Below are 16627 nucleotides of genomic sequence, written 5' to 3'. Positions count from 1 at the left end.
CCTTCTTCGTGCGCGTCCTACTGGTCGTCCCGGCCGCCGATCAGGCCGGGCTCCCCGGTGATCCCGCCGAACGGCGGGGTGGGCGTGTCGCCCGTGCCGCCGGTGCCGCCCGTGGCGGCCGCGCCGCCGGTGGCTCCTGCGGCCGTCGTGCCGCCGGGCCGCCCGCCGGGCTTGCCGTCACCGCCGGGCTTGTTCGGCTTGCCGGGCTTGTTCGGGACGGGCGGGTTGGGGTTGCCCCCGTTGCCGCCGTTCGCGTTGCCCCGGCCGCCGTTGTTGCCGTTGCCGCCGCTCGGAACCTGCGGCTCCGGGATGCTGACCGTGGTGAAGCCGGGGGCCTCGCGGCCGGACAGGGCGCCGGACACCGCGTCCCGCCAGATCGGGCCGGGCAGTCCGCCACCGAAGACCTTCGGGTAGTACTGACCGCCGATGGTGATGTCCTCCATCGAGATCTTCTTCGCGCCGCCCGAGCCGACCCACACCGCGCCGGACATGTTCGGGGTGTAGCCGACGAACCAGGCGTTGTAGCGGGAGTCCGTCGTACCGGTCTTGCCCGCGTTGTCGCGGTCGCTCAGACCGGCCTTCTCACCGGTACCCGAGTCGACCACGCCGCGCAGCAGGGTGTTGATCGTGTCGGCGGTGTCCTGGCTCATCGCCCGCTCGCACTTGGTCTTCGGCACCGCGAGGGCCTTGCCGTGGGCGTCGGTGATCGACTCCAGGGCGATCGGGGTGCAGTACGTGCCCCGGTTGGCGAAGGTCGCGTACGCGTTGGCCATCGTCAGCGGCGACAGTTCGGCGGAGCCGAGCGCGATGGAGGGGGCCTCGGGCAGCTTCGAACCGTCGGCCGGGACCACGCCGAGCTTCTGCGTCATCTCGGTCACCGGGCAGAGCCCGATCTCGCCGATCATCTGCACGAAGTACGTGTTGATGGACTTCTCCATCGCCGTCCTCAGCGCGTACGGACCGACCTCGTCCTCGGTCTCGTTCTCGGCGGTCGCGAGCTTCTTCTTGCCCTCGGGCAGGTTCACCCACTGGCTGCCGTCGCACTTGGGGATCGGGCTCGGGTAGTCGATCTTGTTGGGTGCGGAGTAGACCTTGGTGGGCGCCATGCCCTGCTCGATGGCCGCGGCCGCGATGAACGGCTTGAACGTGGAGCCGACCTGGAAGCCGAAGTTGGAGCCGCCCATCCGCTTGTCCACGGAGTAGTTGATCTGCGTCTCGTTCTTCCCGAAGCCGTACGGCTTCGACTGGCCCATCGCCAGGACCCGGCCGGTGCCCGGCTGGATCATGGTGACGGCCGTGGCGATCGTGTCGTCCTCGTTGACGTGGTCCTTGATCGAGGCGTTCGCGGACTCCTGCGACTGCGGGTCCAGGGTCGTGCGGACGGTCAGACCGCCCTGGTTCCAGATCTTCGCCCGCTCCTCGCGCGTCTTGCCGAACACCGGGTCTGACAGGAAGGTGTTGCGCACGTAGTCGCAGAAGAAGCCCGCGCCCTTGACCGCGGTGATGCAGCCGTTCTTCGGCCGGGTCACCTTCAGCTGGACCGGCTTCTTCTTCGCCTCCTCCGCCTCGGCCTGCGAGATGTCCTTCATGTCGGCCATCCGCTGGAGGACGGTGTTGCGGCGCTTCATCGCCTCCTGCGCGTCGTTGACCGGGTCGTACCGGCTCGGCGACTGCACCAGGCCGGCCAGCAGCGCCGACTCGTCCATGGTGAGGTCCTTGGCGGGCTTGCTGAAGTAGCGCTGCGCCGCCGATTCGATGCCGTAGGCCTGCTGGCCGAAGTAGGTGATGTTGAGGTAGTTCTCGAGGATCTTCTTCTTCCCGAGCTCCTCCTCGACCTGGATCGAGTACTTGAGCTCGCGGATCTTGCGGCCGAGGCTCTTCTCCTGGGCCTCGCGCACCTTCGTCTCGTCGTCGCCGGCTTCCTCGACGAACACGTTCTTCACGTACTGCTGCGTCAGCGTCGAGGCGCCCTGCGCCGCTCCGCCCTCCTGCGCGTTGCGGTTCACCGCGCGCAGGATGCCCTTGAGGTCGACCGCGCCGTGCTCGTAGAAGCGCGAGTCCTCGATGGCGACGATCGCCTTCTGCATGTACGGGGAGATCGACGTCAGGGGGACGACCTGCCGGTCACGTGAATAGACGGTGGCGATCAGGCCACCCTCCGAGTCCAGAATCGTGGTGCGCTGGCTCAGCGGAGGTGTCTTGAGATTGGCCGGGATCTCGTCGAAACCCTCGACCGTGCCCTTGGCCGCGAGTCCCAGCGCGCCGGCGCCCGGGATCGCGATGCCGGCGAGTACGACTCCCGAGAGAACGGACACCCCGAGGAACTTGGCGGCCTGCTGTGGCCCGGTGAGCCCGCCGCCCGAGCGCTTCTTTCCCATGAGGGGCAGCCTACGTTCTCATTCGCCGGACACGCGCGAATGCCTTGGCCTAAGCTGACCCCAACTGTCACAGCAGTGTGGTGCGACATCAACCCCTCGGCTTGAATTTCACCCTTCCCGAATGGGGTGGACACATGTCCGAATCTCGCCCTTCCCTCTGACGGCCGCTTACCGGCAGCCCCCGATTTCACCCGAATCGCCGGAATGGCCGGGCATGTCGCCGGATCACTCCGTCGGGTGATCTGCCGCTTACCCATAGTCCGTTCGGACCATTCAAGATTGGGCCCGTCGGGGGTGTTGCACTGTGCTCGCCTTCCGTAACGTCCTCAACTGGCAGCGGTGAATATGCCGCTACCGCCGTGGGGGAGCCTCGATTCGGGAGAGGACGGCGCCGGGATGGGCTGGGTTACCGACTGGAGTGCGCAGGCAGCCTGCCGCACTACCGATCCGGATGAACTGTTCGTTCAAGGAGCGGCACAGAACAGGGCCAAGGCGGTGTGCACCGGATGTCCGGTGCGGACCGAGTGCCTGGCCGACGCGCTCGACAATCGTGTCGAGTTCGGAGTGTGGGGCGGAATGACCGAGCGGGAACGACGTGCGCTGCTGCGCCGGCGTCCCACCGTCACCTCGTGGCGACGGCTGCTCGAAACGGCCCGCACGGAGTACGAACGCAGTACGGGCATCCTCACCGTGGATGTCGACGCGGAGATCGACGTTCCGTACGAGACGTACGCGGCAGCCGGGTAGATCACCCGGGCGCCACGTCGTACGCACGCCGACGCCTACGCTCCGGCCGGCACCCCGGCCGCGAGGCGCTCTCCGATGGCCCGCAGCCCGGCGAGGTCGTGCACATCGCCGGGCAGGGCGGCCACTTCGGTCACCGCCACTTCGGGGTGCAGCGAGGTGAAGCGATCGCGTGTGCGTCGTTCGCGCGCGATCACCTGCATCCGTTCGGCATGCAGGCGCAACAGTCCTGCCGTGATCTCGTCCACGTCGGGGGAGCCGTCGTCGGCGGCGTCACGAAGTCGAGCTTTCCCGGACTCCTGATCGACAATGCCGCCTTCTTCAAGATTCTCTGCGGCGGCCAGGGCCCGTTCCGCGGAGAGCCGGCCGGCCCCGCTGCCGTGGACCCGGTTCAGCACCAGACCGGCCAGCGGCATCCGTTCGGCCGCGAGCCGCTCCACGAAGTACGCCGCCTCGCGCAGGGCGTCCGGCTCCGGGGCGGCGACCACGAGGAAGGCCGTACCGGGCGCCTGGAGCAGCCGGAACGTCGCGTCCGCCCGCGTGCGGAACCCGCCGAACATCGTGTCCATCGCGGCCACGAAGGTCTGTACGTCCTTCAGCAGCGAGGCGCCCATCAGCTTGCTCAGCGTGCCCGTCATCAGCGACATGCCGACGTTGAGGAACTTCATGCCGGCGCGGCCGCCGACCTTCGCCGGAGCCATCAGCACCCGGATGAACTTCCCGTCCAGGAAGGACCCGAGGCGCTTCGGCGCGTCGAGGAAGTCCAGCGCGGACCGGCTCGGCGGGGTGTCCACGATGATCAGGTCCCAGTCGTCCTGCGCCCGCAGCTGGCCCAGCTTCTCCATCGCCATGTACTCCTGCGTGCCCGCGAACCCGGCCGACAGGGACTGGTAGAAGGGGTTCGCCAGGATCGCCCGCGCCCGCTCGCCGTCCGCGTGCGCCTCGACGATCTCGTCGAAGGTCCGCTTCATGTCCAGCATCATGGCGTGCAGTTCGCCCGTCCCCCCGTCCACGGGGACCCGGCGCGGGGTGTTGTCCAGCGAGTCGATCCCCATCGACTGGGCCAGCCTGCGGGCCGGGTCGATGGTCAGCACGACCGCCTTGCGGCCGCGTTCGGCCGCCCGTACGCCGAGCGCCGCGGCGGTGGTGGTCTTGCCGACCCCGCCCGCGCCGCAGCACACGATGATCCGGGTCTCCGGATCGTCCAGCAGCGCGTCGACCGCCAGTTCCGGCGGAGTGTCCAGGCCCATGTCGTCCCCACCCTCGCTCATTCGGCGTCCGCCTGCTTGCGCAGCTCCGAGGCCAGCTCGTACAGCCCGGCCAGCTCCATCCCCGAGCCCAGCAGGGGGAGTTCGTACGCCGGCACGTCCAGCCCCGCCAGTACCGCGCGCTGCTCCCGCTCCAGGCGGACGCGGCTCGCGTGCTCCGCGGCCTGCGCGAGCAGCGGCTCCACCAGCCGCTCGGCCAGCCCGCCCCGGCGCGCCCCGCCCAGCCCCGCCCGGGACAGGGCCTGCGCGATCTCCCCGCGGTGCTCGCCCGCGGCCGCGCGCAGGGTCTCCTCGTCCAAGTGGTGCGGGCGCACCATGTTGACGACGACGCGGCCCACCGGAAGCCCCGCCTCCCGGAGTTCCGCGATGCCGTCGGCGGTCTCCTGGACCGGCATCTCCTCCAGCAGCGTCACCAGGTGCACGGCCGTCTCCGGGGACTTGAGCACCTTCATGACGGCCTGCGCCTGGTTGTGGATCGGCCCGAACCGGGCGAGCCCCGCGACCTCGTCGTTGACGTTCAGGAAGCGGGTGATCCGCCCGGTCGGCGGGGCGTCCATGATCACGTGGTCGTAGACGAACCGGCCGGCCTTGTCCTTGCGCCGCACGGCCTCGCACGCCTTGCCGGTCAGCAGCACGTCCCGCAGACCGGGTGCGATGGTCGTCGCGAAATCGATCGCGCCGAGCTTCTTGAGCGCGCGCCCGGCCGAGCCCAGCTTGTAGAACATCTGGAGGTAGTCCAGCAGCGCCCGTTCGGCGTCGATGGCGAGCGCGTACACCTCGCCCCCGCCCCCGCCGGGCGCGACGGCGATCTTCCGCTCCTCGTAGGGGAGCGCTTCCGTGCCGAATAGCTGTGCGATGCCCTGCCTGCCCTCGACCTCCACGAGAAGAGTCCGCCTGCCCTCGCGTGCGAGGGCGAGCGCGAGTGCCGCGGCGACCGTGGTCTTGCCGGTGCCGCCCTTGCCGCTGACCACCTGGAGCCTGCTCACAGCGTCCGAGCCTAACGACTCGGTTCCCGGGCCGCGCATGAGGCCCGCACGACAGGCATTACGCTCGCCCCCATGACCAAGAAGTTCGAATACGCGACGGTCCCCCTGCTGGTCCACGCCACCAAGCAGATCCTGGACACCTGGGGCGAGGACGGCTGGGAGCTCGTCCAGGTCGTGCCCGGCCCGAACAACCCCGAGCAGCTCGTCGCCTACCTCAAGCGGGAGAAGGCATGAGCGGCGTCGTCGAGGCGAGGCTGGCCGAGCTCGGCCTGACCCTGCCGGAGGTCGTTCCGCCGCTGGCCACCTACCAGCCGGCCGTGCGCTCGGGTGCCTACGTGTACACGGCGGGCCAGCTGCCGATGGTCAAGGGCAGCCTGCCGGTCACCGGCAAGGTCGGGGCCGAGGTCTCCGCGGAGCAGGCCAAGGAGCTCGCCGCGACCTGCGCGCTGAACGCCCTGGCCGCCGTCAAGTCCGTGGTCGGTGACCTCGACAAGATCGCCCGGGTCGTCAAGGTCGTCGGCTTCATCGCCTCCGCCCCCGACTTCACCGGCCAGCCGGGCGTGCTGAACGGCGCGAGCGAGCTGCTGGGCGAGGTCCTCGGCGAGAAGGGCGTCCACGCCCGCAGCGCGGTCGGCGTGGCGGTCCTCCCGCTCGACGCCCCCGTCGAGGTCGAGTTCCAGGTGGAGCTGGTCGCGGGCGCCTGACGCGCCGCGCACCCTTCCCTCCCTGTCCGTTTCCGTCCCGCCCGGCCCCGCCAGGACCCCGTCCGGCGCGGCCGGGCGCGGGCCGGACCGCGCAGTCGTCACCTCCGCCCGGCGCCTTCCGCTTCCGCCGTCGGGGCAGGTCACAGCGGGTGCCCCTCGAACATCGGGCCGGATGGCCGTAGCATCCGGCCATGCCGAATGGTCAGCACGGTCAGTCGTCGCCCAGCCAGCCCGCCGGGGGCCAGTGGTACCCCCCGGAGTGGCCCGACCGGATCCGCGCGCTCGCGGACGGCTCCCTCACCCCGGTCGCGCCCAAACGCGCCGCCACGGTGATGCTGCTCCGTGACACCCCCGCCGGACCGGCCGTGCACATGCTCCGCCGCCGCACCTCCATGGCCTTCGCCGGAGGCGCGTACGCCTACCCGGGCGGCGGGGTCGACCCCCGCGACGAGGACCACCGCACCGGCTGGGCCGGCCCGGACCAGGACGCGTGGGCCGCACGCCTCGGCACCGACGCCGCCTCCGCCCAGGCCATCGTGTGCGGGGCCGTCCGCGAGACCTTCGAGGAGGCCGGGGTCCTGCTCGCGGGCGAGACCGCGGACACCGTCGTCGGAGACACCACCGGGGACGACTGGGAGGCCGACCGGCAGGCCCTCGTGGCCCGCGAACTGTCCTTCGCCGAGTTCCTCGACCGGCGCGGCCTGCTGCTGCGCTCCGACCTGCTCGGGGCCTGGGCCCGCTGGATCACCCCGGAGTTCGAGCCCCGCCGCTACGACACCTGGTTCTTCGTCGCCGCCCTCCCGGAGGGCCAGCGCACCCGCAACGCCTCCACCGAGGCCGACCGGACCGTCTGGATCCGCCCCGCCGACGCGGCCGCCGGGTACGACAAGGGCGAGCTGCTGATGATGCCGCCCACCATCTCCACCCTGCGCTCGCTGGAGCCGTACGGGAGCGCCGCGGACGCGCTCGCGGGCGCCGCCGCGCAGGACCTGACCCCCGTGCTCGCCCGGGCCGCCCTGGAGGACGGGGAAGTGGTGCTCAGCTGGCCGGGCCACGACGAGTTCACCAAGCGCGTCCGCTCCGCACGTCCCGGAGGCCCCGCATGACCGACGCCGCAGCCCTGCCCGGCCAGCCCCGCGGAGTGGTCTCCTCCGGGCCCGCCACCACCCGCGCCGTCAACATCCTGGCCCCCAACGCCTCGGCCATGACCCTGGACGGCACCAACACCTGGCTCGTATCCGAACCGGACTCCGAGCTGGCCGTCGTCATCGACCCCGGACCGCTGGACGAGACGCACCTGCGGGCCGTCATCGCCGCCGCCGAGCAGGCCGGCAAGCGGATCGCGCTGACCCTCCTCACCCACGGCCACCCCGACCACGCCGAGGGCGCCGGCCGGTTCGCCGAGCTGACCCGGACGAAAGTACGCGCCCTCGATCCCGCCCTGCGCCTGGGCGACGAGGGACTGGCCGCCGGGAACGTGATCCGCACCGGCGGTCTGGAACTGCGGGTGGTGGGCACCCCCGGCCATACCTCCGACTCGCTCTGCTTCCACCTGCCCGCCGACCGGGCCGTCCTGACCGGCGACACCGTCCTGGGCCGCGGTACGACCGTCGTCGCCCATCCCGACGGCCGCCTCGGGGACTACCTGGACTCCCTGCGCCGCCTGCGCTCCCTCACCGTCGACGACGGGGTCCACACCGTGCTCCCGGGCCACGGTCCGGTCCTGGAGGACGCCCAGGGGGCCGTCGAGTTCTACCTGGCCCACCGTGCGCACCGGCTCGCCCAGGTCGAGACCGCGGTGGAGGACGGCCTGGTCACCCCCGAGGCCGTCGTCGCCCGGGTCTACGCCGACGTGGACCGTTCCCTGTGGCCGGCGGCGGAATGGTCCGTCCGGGCGCAGCTCGAATACCTTCAGGAGCACGGGCTGATCCCCGGGGGGCCCGAATGAACACGCTCTACGTACTGCTCGCCGTGCTCGCCGCCGCCGGCTGGATCACCTCGACCGTGACCCTGCGGGTCAGGGCCCTGGAGGACAAGGCCGACCGGCTGGAGCGCCGGCTGGGGCTGGTCCTGGACCACTTCGGCATCGAGGAGCCGGAGCCGGCCCGGCTGGACGAGGTGCGCGCCCTGATGCGCGACGGCCGCACCGTCTCGGCCGTCAAGCTCTACCGCGCCATCACCGGCGCGGGCCTCCTCGAAGCCAAGCAGGCCGTCGAGTCCCTCGACCTGACGCGGCGCTAGGGCCTGTCGTCAAACTCCCGTCGTCGCCCGGAGGGCGGCCCTGCGGCGTCTGGTGCGTGCTCTCGGTGCGCCGGGCGGAAGCCCGCGTACTGGACGTACTTGGCTTTCGCCCGGTGCGGCGAGAGCGCGTGCCAGGCGTCGCGGGGCAGACGGGAGTTTGACGACAGGCCCTAGGCCGTCTCTTCCGGAACCCCGGGCGTCCCGCCCGGGGTTCCGGCCGGGACGGTCAGCCGGCCTTGACGCCGTCCACGAACGCGGAGAACGCGGCGGCGGCGAAGCCGAGCACGGGGCTGTCATCACGCTTGGAGTCCCGGACGGGGACGATCCCGCGCGAGGCGACGAGGTTGGTGGCGACCTCGACGCACTGGCCGCCGTTTTCGCTGTAGGAGGACGTGAACCAGCGGGGCAGTTCGGTCATCACGGAGTGCCCTTTCGTAGCCCGATGGTGCGGGAGGTCAGCCGGCCTTGACGCCGTCCACGAACGCGGAGAACGCGGCGGCGGCGAAGCCGAGCACGGGGCTGTCGTCGCGCTTGGAGTCCCGGACCGGGACGACACCGCGCGAGGCGACGAGGTTGGTGGCGACCTCGACGCAGGCGCCGCCGTTGTCGCTGTAGGAGGACGTGAACCAGCGGGGGGATTCGGTCGTCACGAGGTGCCCTTTCGTAGCTGATCGATCATGGCTACCGATGCCGCCTGGGTGCATGCCTCGGCCTGGAGCTGATGGTAGGCCGTCAGCATGGGCACCACTGAGTTGTTGTCCCGCTCCAGATGGCCCCGTTGGGCGGATTCGGCGTAGGACATGATCGAGCGATCGGGCAGCGTCAGGATGTAGAGCGGCAGGTTGAACGGCCGCCGCTCCCCCATGTCGAACGGCGCGACCTGGAGCACCGTGTTCGGCAGTTCGGCGAATTCGAGCAGTCGCGTGAACTGGTCCCGCATCAGGGCGGGTCCGCCGAGGGGCCGACGGATGCAGCTCTCGTCGAGTACCGCGAGGATCAGCGGCGGAGGGGTGCGCAGCAGTACGGCCTGCCGGTCCGCGACGACGCCGATCCGCTCGGCCGCGTGATCGGCGGTGATGGCGCCCCGCTTGACGGCGCTTTCGGCGAGCACGGTCGCGTACTCCGGCGTCTGGAGCAGCCCCGGTATGACGCCCACCTCGTACAGGCGGATCTCGACCGCCCGGCTCTCGTACCCGAGGAACTCCGGGAAGCCCTCCAGCAGTACGCCGTGCCGGATCTCGCGCCATTCGCGCTCGAACGACTTCTCGCTCTGCCCGGTGCCGAAGACCTCATCGGCACTGCGCGAGAAACGCAAAGTCGGCACTTTCCGTCCAGTTTCGACTGCCGAGACGTGCGTACTGGAGTACCCCAGCCGTCCACCCAGGGCCTCCTGCGTCCAGCCCCGCTCCTCCCGCCAGCTGCGTAAACGCGCCCCGAAGGCCGCCTGGGGCCCGCGCTCGGGATTCAACTCCTTGCGGTTCAAGGGCTCCTGACCAATCTTCCGTTCCGATCCGACAGGTTGAAGCCTCCCCCGGTCAGGGCCACCCTGAACCCGTTCGGTAGCGACTCGGCTACGGAGAGGGACATCCATGTGCGAAGCGAACCACCCCCAGCCCCCGCCCCCCGGCACGGTCGTGGTGGACGCCGGACGGGACGGGCGGGTCGGGGAGTTCCGGGGGACCGCCGGCCCGTACTGGTCCCTGCGGCCCCTGCACGGCGGGCCGGAGTGGGAGGCGGAGCCGCGTGACGTCCGCCCCGCCGACCCGATGGAACGGCTGCGCGCCGAGATCGCCCGGCGCAACGCCCTGAGCGCGCGGAGGCTGCGGTGACGGCCCGCCCGGACCCGGAGGCTTCCGCGGGCGAGCTGCGCCGCATCGAGGGGGATCCCGCGTACCGGGCGGCGTTCCTCGCCCTCCTGGACGCCGCCCTCGTACGGCGGGAGGCCGAGCGGGCCGCCTTCGCGGCCGGGGCCGCCGCGGCCGCCGACCGGCTCCGGGGCCTCCTGGAGCACCCCGGCGACCCGGCGGCCGGCCGGGCCCGGGCCGAGCGGCGGAGCGCGGTGGCCGTGACCGTGGGGGCCGTCGCGTGGACCTGCTGCGTGGCGGGCATCGTCGCCCGGGGGTGGCTCGCGTGACCGACGGGCCGCCCCCGCCACCCCTCCCCTGCGCCACACCCGGCACCCTCTCCGCGACCCACCTGGACGCACTGACCCGCCTCCTCCCCGCAAGGGCCCTCCGAGAGGTCCTCGCGGCCGGCCCCGAGCTGCGCTGCCCCCTCGAACGTCACGCCGGCCCGCACCTTGACGTCGTCCACGACCCCGGATCCGGCGAAGCCCTGTGGGCCCGCTGGTCCGGCACGGACGGGCCCGGCGCCGAACCCGACGCGATCCTCGCCCTCCCCGACTGCCCGGTGACCACCGGCCCCGACGCCTGCGCCCACCCCCTCGGCCACCCCGGCGGCCACAGCCGGGAACGCACGGACCCCGCACCCCTCGGCCCGTCGATGCCGGCATAGCGTCAAGCGTGGGCGACGGTTGATGCTCGAATGCTGCGAGCACCGAGCGATCAGGCGTACAGGCGTTCCAGGACCACCGCGATGCCGTCCGCTTCGTTCGACAGGGTGACCTCGTCGGCGACGGCCACCAGCTCGCGGTGGGAGTTGGCCATGGCCACCCCGTGGGCGGCCCAGGCGAACATCGGGATGTCGTTCGGCATGTCGCCGAAGGCGATCGTCGAGGCGGCGGCCACCTCCAGGACGTCCGCGGCCCGCGCGAGCCCGCTCGCCTTGTCGATGCCCGGCGGCTGGAGCTCCACGGTGTGCTCCCCCGCCATGGTGACGTTGACCAGGTCCCCGACCACCGACCGCGCCACCCGGGTCAGCTCGTCGTCGTCCAGCCGCGGATGCTGGAGCAGGACCTTGTTGATCGGCTCCGACCAGAGGTCGCCGCGCCGCGGCACGCGCACGGTCGGCAGGTGCGGGTGCCACATGCGGTAGCCGGGCCCTATCAGCATCTCCGCGTCCAGGCCCTCCTGGTTGACGGCCGTGTAGACCTCACCGATCTCCGCCTCGATCTTGCCGAGGGCCACCTCGGCCAGCCCCCGGTCCATGGAGACGGAGTGCAGCAGGAGTCCGCGCGCCGCGTCGTACACCTGCGCGCCCTGCCCGCACACCGCGAGCCCCGTGTAGCCGAGGCCGTCCAGGACGTGTCGGACCTGTGGAACCGGTCGCCCGGTGACGACGATGTGCTGGGCGCCCGCGGCCCGGGCCGTCGCGAGGGCCGTGTGGGAGCGGGCCGAGACGGTGTCCCCGGCGCACAGCAGAGTCCCGTCCAGGTCGGTGGCGATCAAGGCATAGGGGAGGGCGGAAGTCACGGCACCAAGGATACGGACCCCGTTGGACAAGTCCTACAAATAGCGCCCGAATCCGGCCTCCCACAGACCCCACCTGGCACGTAACGTGTCAACAAGCCCCCGGGACACCCCCGGCCCGCGTCGAAAGCGAGGCAGCACCCCATGCCCCAGCAGAGCCCCCTCGATGTTCCCGAGGGCGACCCGTTCGGGCCGCACAACCTCCCCTACGGCGTCTTCTCGACCGCCGGGGAGGACCGCCGCCGCATCGGCGTGCGGATCGGCGGGCACGTGCTCGACGCGGGGGCGGCCGCGGCCGCGCTCGGTTCCCCGTACGCCGGACTCCTCGGCCGGACTTCCCTCAACCCGCTGCTGGCCGCCGGGCGCACCGCCTGGCGCGACGTGCGCCGCGCGCTGACCGCCTGGGTCACCGACCCCGGCCACCGCCCCACCGTCGAGCCGCACCTGCTGCCGCTCGACGCGGTCACGCTGCACCTGCCGTACGAGGTCGCCGACTACGTCGACTTCTACGCGAGCGAGCACCACGCCACCAACGTCGGGAAGATGTTCCGCCCCGACGGGGACGCGCTGACCCCCAACTGGAAGCACCTGCCCATCGGTTACCACGGCCGCTCGGGCACGATCGTCGTGTCCGGCACGGACGTCGTACGCCCCTCCGGGCAGCGCAAGGCCCCCGCCGACCCGGCGCCCGTCTTCGGGCCGTCCGTGAAGCTCGACATCGAGGCCGAGGTCGGCTTCGTCGTCGGCACGCCCTCCGAGCTGGGCCGCCCGGTGCCGCTGGGCGACTTCGAGGACCACGTCTTCGGCCTGTTCCTCCTCAACGACTGGTCCGCGCGCGACATCCAGGCCTGGGAGTACGTGCCGCTCGGCCCGTTCCTCGGCAAGTCCTTCGCGACCTCCGTCTCCGCCTGGGTGACCCCCCTGGAGGCCCTGGACGCGGCCCGTGTCGCCCCGCCCGCCCGGGACTTCCCGCTCCTGCCCTACCTCGACGACGCCGACAGCGACCGCCCCGGCGGCTTCGACCTGCACATCAGCGTCGCCATCAACGGGCAGGAGGTGGCGCGGCCGCCGTTCGCCGGCATGTACTGGACCGCCGCCCAGCAGCTGGCCCACATGACCGTCAACGGCGCCTCCCTGCGCACCGGCGACGTGTTCGGCTCCGGCACCGTCAGCGGCCCCGAGGTGGACCAGCGGGGCTCCCTGCTGGAGCTCACCTGGAACGGCCGCGACGCCATCGAGCTCGCCGACGGCAAGCGCACCTTCCTGGAGGACGGCGACACCGTCACCCTGACCGCCTGGGCGCCCGGCGCCGACGGCACCCGCGTCGGCCTCGGCGAGGTCACCGGCCGGATCGCGGGCTCCCGCTAGGAAGCGCGGGCTCCCGCCAGGGAGCGTCACGGACGAGGAGCCGGTCCCCGACCGGCTCCTCGGTCGTGGACCGCTCCCCGTCCCCGCAACGCGCCTCCGGGCGGGTGCGCAGGGCGTCCCCGATCGCGTCGAAGCGCTCGCCGGCCGGTGGCGGTTCCTCCCGACGGCCGCCCGGAACCGCAGGTCACAGCCCTGCGCGCGGGGCGGCCGGTGGCGCAACACCGCCGCAACACCACGACCGCCCCGCCCCCGGTACGTTCCCTGCCATGCCAGCCGAACGCACCGCCACGCACACCGTCCCGGTCGCCGCCGCGCGCCGCCGGCGGCTGCGCGCGGACCAGGCGCGCCAGCTCGCCGACCTGCTGCGCCGCCAGATCCTGACCGGCGGATACCCGGACGGCGTCCTCCCCCTGGAGGACGCCCTCGCCACCGACTACGGAGCCGGCCGCAACACCGTCCGCCAGGCCCTCGACCTGCTGCGCGGCGAGGGGCTCGTGGAACGCCGGCCGGGGGTGGGGACCCTCGTCGTCGGCGAGAAGTACCCGCACGGCCTGGACCGCCTCCAGGGCCTGGCCGAAACCCTCCACGAGCACGGCGAGGTGACCAACGAGGTCCGCGGCGCCGGACCCGTCCGCGCCCCCGCCCCCGTCGCCGTACGGCTCGGCCTACCCGAGCACTCCGAGGTGCTCTACATCGAGCGGCTGCGCCGCCTGAACGGCCTGCCGCTCTCCCTCGACCTCACGTACGTCCCCCTCGACATCGGCGCCGGTCTCCTCGGCTGCGACCTGGAGCACACCGACGTGTTCCGGCTGCTGGAACAGCTGACCGGACAGCCCCTCGGACAGGCCGAGATCACCCTGGAGGCCGTCAACGCGGACGCGCACTCCGCCGCCGTGCTCCAGGCCCCGCGCGGGGCCGCCGTCCTGATGCTGGAGCGGCTCACCCACCTCGCCGACGGCCGGCCCGTGGACCTGGAGTTCATCCGCTTCCGCGGCGACCGCATCACCATGAGCGGCCTGCTGCACCGCTCGCTGTAGCCCACCGCGCAGCCCCTCCGCCCCCCCCTTCCTGGAGACAGCCATGCCTCTGGTCCCCCAGCGCGGCGACGTGCCCGTGACCATCGACGAGTCCCTGTGCATCGACGGCTGCACCCTGTGCGTCGACATGTGTCCCCTCGACTCGCTCGCCATCCGCGAGGACAACGGCAAGGCGTACATGCACGTCGACGAGTGCTGGTACTGCGGCCCGTGCGCCGCCCGCTGCCCCACGGGCGCGGTCACCGTCAACATGCCCTACCTGCTCCGGTGAAAGGCCCCGCCCCCATGCGCACCCCGCCCGCGAAGGCCCTCGCGCCCGCGCTCGTCCTGCTCCTCGCCCCGCTCGCGGCCGCCTGCGGCGACGCCTCCGGGGCGGACTCCCCGAAGACCGTCACCGTGACCGTCGGCTACCAGTCCAAGACCATCAACACCGTCACCGCCGGCACCCTGCTGCGCTCCCTCGGCTACTTCGAGCAGGAGCTCGCCGCCCGCGGCGCACGGGAGGGCGTCACCTACGAGGTGGACTGGCAGGACTACGCCACCGGTGCGCCCATCACCGCCCAGATGACCGCCGGGAAGATCGACATCGGTTCCATGGGCGACTTCCCCCTCCTCATCAACGCGGCCCGCGGCAAGGAGCTGAAGCAGCCCACGAGCCTCGTGTCGGTGACCGGCTACAACCTGCGGGGCGGCCTCAACACCGTCGTCACCGCCCCGGGTTCACCCCTGGAGTCGCTCGCCGACCTGCGCGGCAAGAAGGTCTCCACCAGCGTCGGCTCCGCCGCCGACGGGACCCTCGTACGCGCCCTCCAGCGGGCCGGGATCGACCCGGACAAGGGCATCCAGAAACTCAACCAGCAGCCCAGCGTGGGCGCTTCGGCCCTCCAGGCGGGCAGCGCCGACGCCCTCTCCCAGTTCGTGGCCTGGCCCGGACAGCTGGCCTACGAGGGCAAGGCGAAGGCCCTGTACGACGGCGCCGAACTGAACCTGCCGACCTTCCACGGCGTCACCGTCCGCCAGGACTTCGCCCGCGAGCGGCCCGGCGTCCTCGACGACTTCCTGCGCTCCCAGCTCAGGGCGACCGACCACCTGCGCGCCCGGCCGGTCGCCGCCGCCGAAGCGGTGGCGAAGGAGACCGGACTGCCCGCCGAGGTGGTCTACCTCTACAACGGCGCCAACGGCATCGCCACCTTCGACCCGGCGCTGCGCCCCGAACTGACCGGGGCGCTGAAGCAGGACGTGCCCGTACTGAAGGACGCCGGGCTGGTCGGCGACGTCGACGTGGACGCCTTCGTGGACCCGGAGCCGCTGCGCCGCGCCACCGCGGGCCGGGCCCCCCTGCCCGCGGCGGCCCCCGCCCGCAGCGAACTGTGGCTCAAGGGACAGCAGGAGACCCGGACCTACGACTCCCCCCGCGAGCTCCTCAAGGCGGCCCGCGGGGCCGACGTCCGCGCCGCGTACGTACCGGACGCGGTGACCGGCACCCTCTGGTTCGCCGACCGGGCCGTGTGGGTGGCGGAGGGCGCCGAGCTGCGCGCGTTCGTCACGGCGGCGGGCGCGAAGGCCTACGCGGAAGCGCACCGGGACTCCGGAGCGCGGATCGTGAGCTACTCCGAAGCCACCGGGCTCGCCGCGTGAGCGCCGGCCGCCGGGTGCTGCGCGTGGCCTCGCTCGGGGCGGCGCTGCTGCTGTGGCAGGTGCTGACCGCGCTGGACGTGAACCTCTGGCTGCGGTTCGAGCAGTTCCCGACGGCCGTCGAGGTGGCTTCGAAGCTCGCCGAGCGGGCGACGGCCGGCCCGTACTGGGAGGACCTGGGCTCCAGCCTGAGCCGGATCGTGACGGGCTTCGCGCTGGCGGCCGTCCTGGGCGTGGCGGCGGGTACGGCCATCGCGCGGTCGCGGATCGCGGCCGACGTGCTGGGCCCGCTGGTGGAGGTGCTGCGGCCGGTCCCCGCGATCGCGCTGGTCCCGGTCGCGATCCTGCTGTTCCCGTCCAACGAGCAGGGGATCGTGTTCATCACCTGCACGGCCGCCTTCTTCCCGGTGCTGGTCTCGACCCGGCACGCGGTGGCAGCGCTGTCCCCGGTGTGGGAGGAGGCCGTCCTGACGATGGGCGGCGGCCGGCGGCGGGTGCTGTTCTCGGTGGTGCTGCCGGGGGCCCTGCCGGGCGTGTTCGGCGGGCTGTCGGTGGGCATCGGGGTGTCCTGGATCTGTGTGATCTCCGCCGAGATGATCTCCGGGGAGTACGGGGTCGGCTACCGGACCTGGCAGGACTACACGGTGGTGGACTACCCCGGGGTCTTCGTCGGCATGGTCACGATCGGCGCCCTGGGCTGGCTGACCTCCACGGCCGTGGAACGCGCGGGCCGCCGCCTGACGCACTGGCTGCCGGCCCGCGACACGACGGCGGCCCCCGCCCCCGGACCCCGCCCGGGCCGCCACCCGGGCCGCCGCCCAGGCCGCCGCCCGAGCCCTATCCGCACGCCCCGCCGGAACGCCCCGCCCTCCGGCCCCGCGGACACCTCCGCGCCCAC

General features: G+C 72.4%; 20 protein-coding genes and 1 pseudogene. 14 read left to right on the top strand and 7 right to left on the bottom strand.

All coding sequences use genetic code 11. The features are described 5' to 3' along the window. Positions 1–17: 17 nt before the first annotated feature. Complete coding sequence (locus ABZZ17_RS06900; protein WP_356872807.1) at positions 18–2378, bottom strand: transglycosylase domain-containing protein; 2361 nt, start codon at positions 2376–2378, stop codon at positions 18–20. A gap of 396 nt (positions 2379–2774) precedes the next feature. Between ABZZ17_RS06900 and ABZZ17_RS06895 the strand changes: the two genes are divergently transcribed. Then, positions 2775–3125, top strand: a complete 351-nt coding sequence (locus ABZZ17_RS06895) for a WhiB family transcriptional regulator (protein WP_030299276.1) — start codon at positions 2775–2777, stop codon at positions 3123–3125. Between the two features lie 35 nt (positions 3126–3160). Here the strand turns inward: ABZZ17_RS06895 and ABZZ17_RS06890 are convergent, their stop codons facing one another. Further along, positions 3161–4393, bottom strand: a complete 1233-nt coding sequence (locus tag ABZZ17_RS06890; RefSeq protein ID WP_356872805.1) for an ArsA family ATPase — start codon at positions 4391–4393, stop codon at positions 3161–3163. Continuing rightward, on the bottom strand, positions 4390–5376 hold the full coding sequence (locus tag ABZZ17_RS06885) for an ArsA-related P-loop ATPase (protein WP_356872803.1): 987 nt from the start codon (positions 5374–5376) through the stop codon (positions 4390–4392). Before ABZZ17_RS06885 ends, ABZZ17_RS06890 begins: the two co-directional genes overlap by 4 nt. A 72-nt stretch (positions 5377–5448) precedes the next feature. Here ABZZ17_RS06885 and ABZZ17_RS06880 point away from each other — a divergent pair, with 72 nt between their 5' ends. The 5 genes from ABZZ17_RS06880 (at position 5449) to ABZZ17_RS06860 (ending at position 8321) form a co-directional block, all read left to right on the top strand. Continuing rightward, a complete protein-coding gene (locus tag ABZZ17_RS06880; protein WP_007264966.1) occupies positions 5449–5610 on the top strand; it encodes a DUF4177 domain-containing protein in 162 nt (53 codons plus the stop codon). Next, positions 5607–6080 carry a RidA family protein gene (locus ABZZ17_RS06875; protein ID WP_356872801.1) on the top strand — a complete coding sequence of 158 codons (474 nt, stop codon included), beginning with the start codon at positions 5607–5609 and terminating at the stop codon, positions 6078–6080. Before ABZZ17_RS06880 ends, ABZZ17_RS06875 begins: the two co-directional genes overlap by 4 nt. Positions 6081–6271: 191 nt before the next feature. Next, the gene (locus ABZZ17_RS06870; protein ID WP_356872799.1) at positions 6272–7186 is read left to right on the top strand and encodes an NUDIX hydrolase; all 915 of its coding nucleotides are present in this window, start codon (positions 6272–6274) and stop codon (positions 7184–7186) included. Then, positions 7183–8028: an MBL fold metallo-hydrolase gene (locus tag ABZZ17_RS06865; protein WP_356872797.1), complete on the top strand. Its 846-nt coding sequence runs from the start codon at positions 7183–7185 to the stop codon at positions 8026–8028. The genes ABZZ17_RS06870 and ABZZ17_RS06865 overlap by 4 nt, the downstream gene beginning before the upstream one ends. Then, positions 8025–8321: a hypothetical protein gene (locus tag ABZZ17_RS06860; RefSeq protein ID WP_356872795.1), complete on the top strand. Its 297-nt coding sequence runs from the start codon at positions 8025–8027 to the stop codon at positions 8319–8321. The genes ABZZ17_RS06865 and ABZZ17_RS06860 overlap by 4 nt, the downstream gene beginning before the upstream one ends. A gap of 226 nt (positions 8322–8547) precedes the next feature. Here the strand turns inward: ABZZ17_RS06860 and ABZZ17_RS06855 are convergent, their stop codons facing one another. From ABZZ17_RS06855 to ABZZ17_RS06845, 3 genes are read right to left on the bottom strand one after another with little or no spacing between them, the layout of a single operon-like run. Further along, positions 8548–8742 carry a DUF397 domain-containing protein gene (locus ABZZ17_RS06855; protein WP_356872793.1) on the bottom strand — a complete coding sequence of 65 codons (195 nt, stop codon included), beginning with the start codon at positions 8740–8742 and terminating at the stop codon, positions 8548–8550. A gap of 34 nt (positions 8743–8776) precedes the next feature. Beyond that, entirely contained in the window at positions 8777–8971 is a 195-nt protein-coding gene (locus ABZZ17_RS06850) for a DUF397 domain-containing protein (RefSeq protein ID WP_356872791.1), read from the bottom strand. Further along, complete coding sequence (locus ABZZ17_RS06845) at positions 8968–9804, bottom strand: helix-turn-helix transcriptional regulator (RefSeq protein ID WP_356872789.1); 837 nt, start codon at positions 9802–9804, stop codon at positions 8968–8970. Before ABZZ17_RS06845 ends, ABZZ17_RS06850 begins: the two co-directional genes overlap by 4 nt. Before the next feature lie 106 nt (positions 9805–9910). On the opposite strand from ABZZ17_RS06845, the gene ABZZ17_RS06840 reads away from it, so the two are divergent. The 3 genes from ABZZ17_RS06840 to ABZZ17_RS06830 are packed head-to-tail and all read left to right on the top strand — an operon-like array spanning position 9911 to position 10835. Then, positions 9911–10150 carry a hypothetical protein gene (locus tag ABZZ17_RS06840; protein WP_356872787.1) on the top strand — a complete coding sequence of 80 codons (240 nt, stop codon included), beginning with the start codon at positions 9911–9913 and terminating at the stop codon, positions 10148–10150. Continuing rightward, positions 10147–10455 (top strand): hypothetical protein, encoded by a 309-nt coding sequence (locus ABZZ17_RS06835; protein WP_356872785.1) that lies wholly within the window; start codon positions 10147–10149, stop codon positions 10453–10455. The genes ABZZ17_RS06840 and ABZZ17_RS06835 overlap by 4 nt, the downstream gene beginning before the upstream one ends. Further along, entirely contained in the window at positions 10452–10835 is a 384-nt protein-coding gene (locus ABZZ17_RS06830; protein WP_356872783.1) for a hypothetical protein, read from the top strand. The genes ABZZ17_RS06835 and ABZZ17_RS06830 overlap by 4 nt, the downstream gene beginning before the upstream one ends. A 50-nt stretch (positions 10836–10885) precedes the next feature. Here ABZZ17_RS06830 and ABZZ17_RS06825 read toward each other — a convergent pair whose 3' ends face one another. Next, complete coding sequence (locus tag ABZZ17_RS06825; RefSeq protein WP_356872781.1) at positions 10886–11692, bottom strand: HAD family hydrolase; 807 nt, start codon at positions 11690–11692, stop codon at positions 10886–10888. A gap of 141 nt (positions 11693–11833) precedes the next feature. On the opposite strand from ABZZ17_RS06825, the gene fahA reads away from it, so the two are divergent. The 5 genes and pseudogenes from fahA to ABZZ17_RS06800 all read left to right on the top strand — a co-directional run. Next, on the top strand, positions 11834–13057 hold the full coding sequence (fahA, locus tag ABZZ17_RS06820) for a fumarylacetoacetase (protein WP_356872779.1): 1224 nt from the start codon (positions 11834–11836) through the stop codon (positions 13055–13057). A gap of 266 nt (positions 13058–13323) precedes the next feature. After that, complete coding sequence (locus tag ABZZ17_RS06815; RefSeq protein WP_356872777.1) at positions 13324–14094, top strand: GntR family transcriptional regulator; 771 nt, start codon at positions 13324–13326, stop codon at positions 14092–14094. 43 nt (positions 14095–14137) lie between these two features. Beyond that, a complete protein-coding gene (locus tag ABZZ17_RS06810) occupies positions 14138–14365 on the top strand; it encodes a ferredoxin family protein (protein ID WP_030710222.1) in 228 nt (75 codons plus the stop codon). Between the two features lie 14 nt (positions 14366–14379). Then, on the top strand, positions 14380–15732 hold the full coding sequence (locus ABZZ17_RS06805) for an ABC transporter substrate-binding protein (RefSeq protein ID WP_356872775.1): 1353 nt from the start codon (positions 14380–14382) through the stop codon (positions 15730–15732). Further along, positions 15729–16484: pseudogene (locus tag ABZZ17_RS06800) on the top strand (ABC transporter permease); the annotation flags it as partial. The gene ABZZ17_RS06805 and the pseudogene ABZZ17_RS06800, both read left to right, overlap by 4 nt. Between the last annotated feature and the right edge of the window lie 143 nt (positions 16485–16627).

The organism is Streptomyces sp. NPDC006512, assembly GCF_040611935.1.
Lineage (GTDB): Bacteria > Actinomycetota > Actinomycetes > Streptomycetales > Streptomycetaceae > Streptomyces.
Note: the sequence above shows the minus strand (reverse complement) of the source record. Positions and strands in the feature narration are given on the sequence as shown.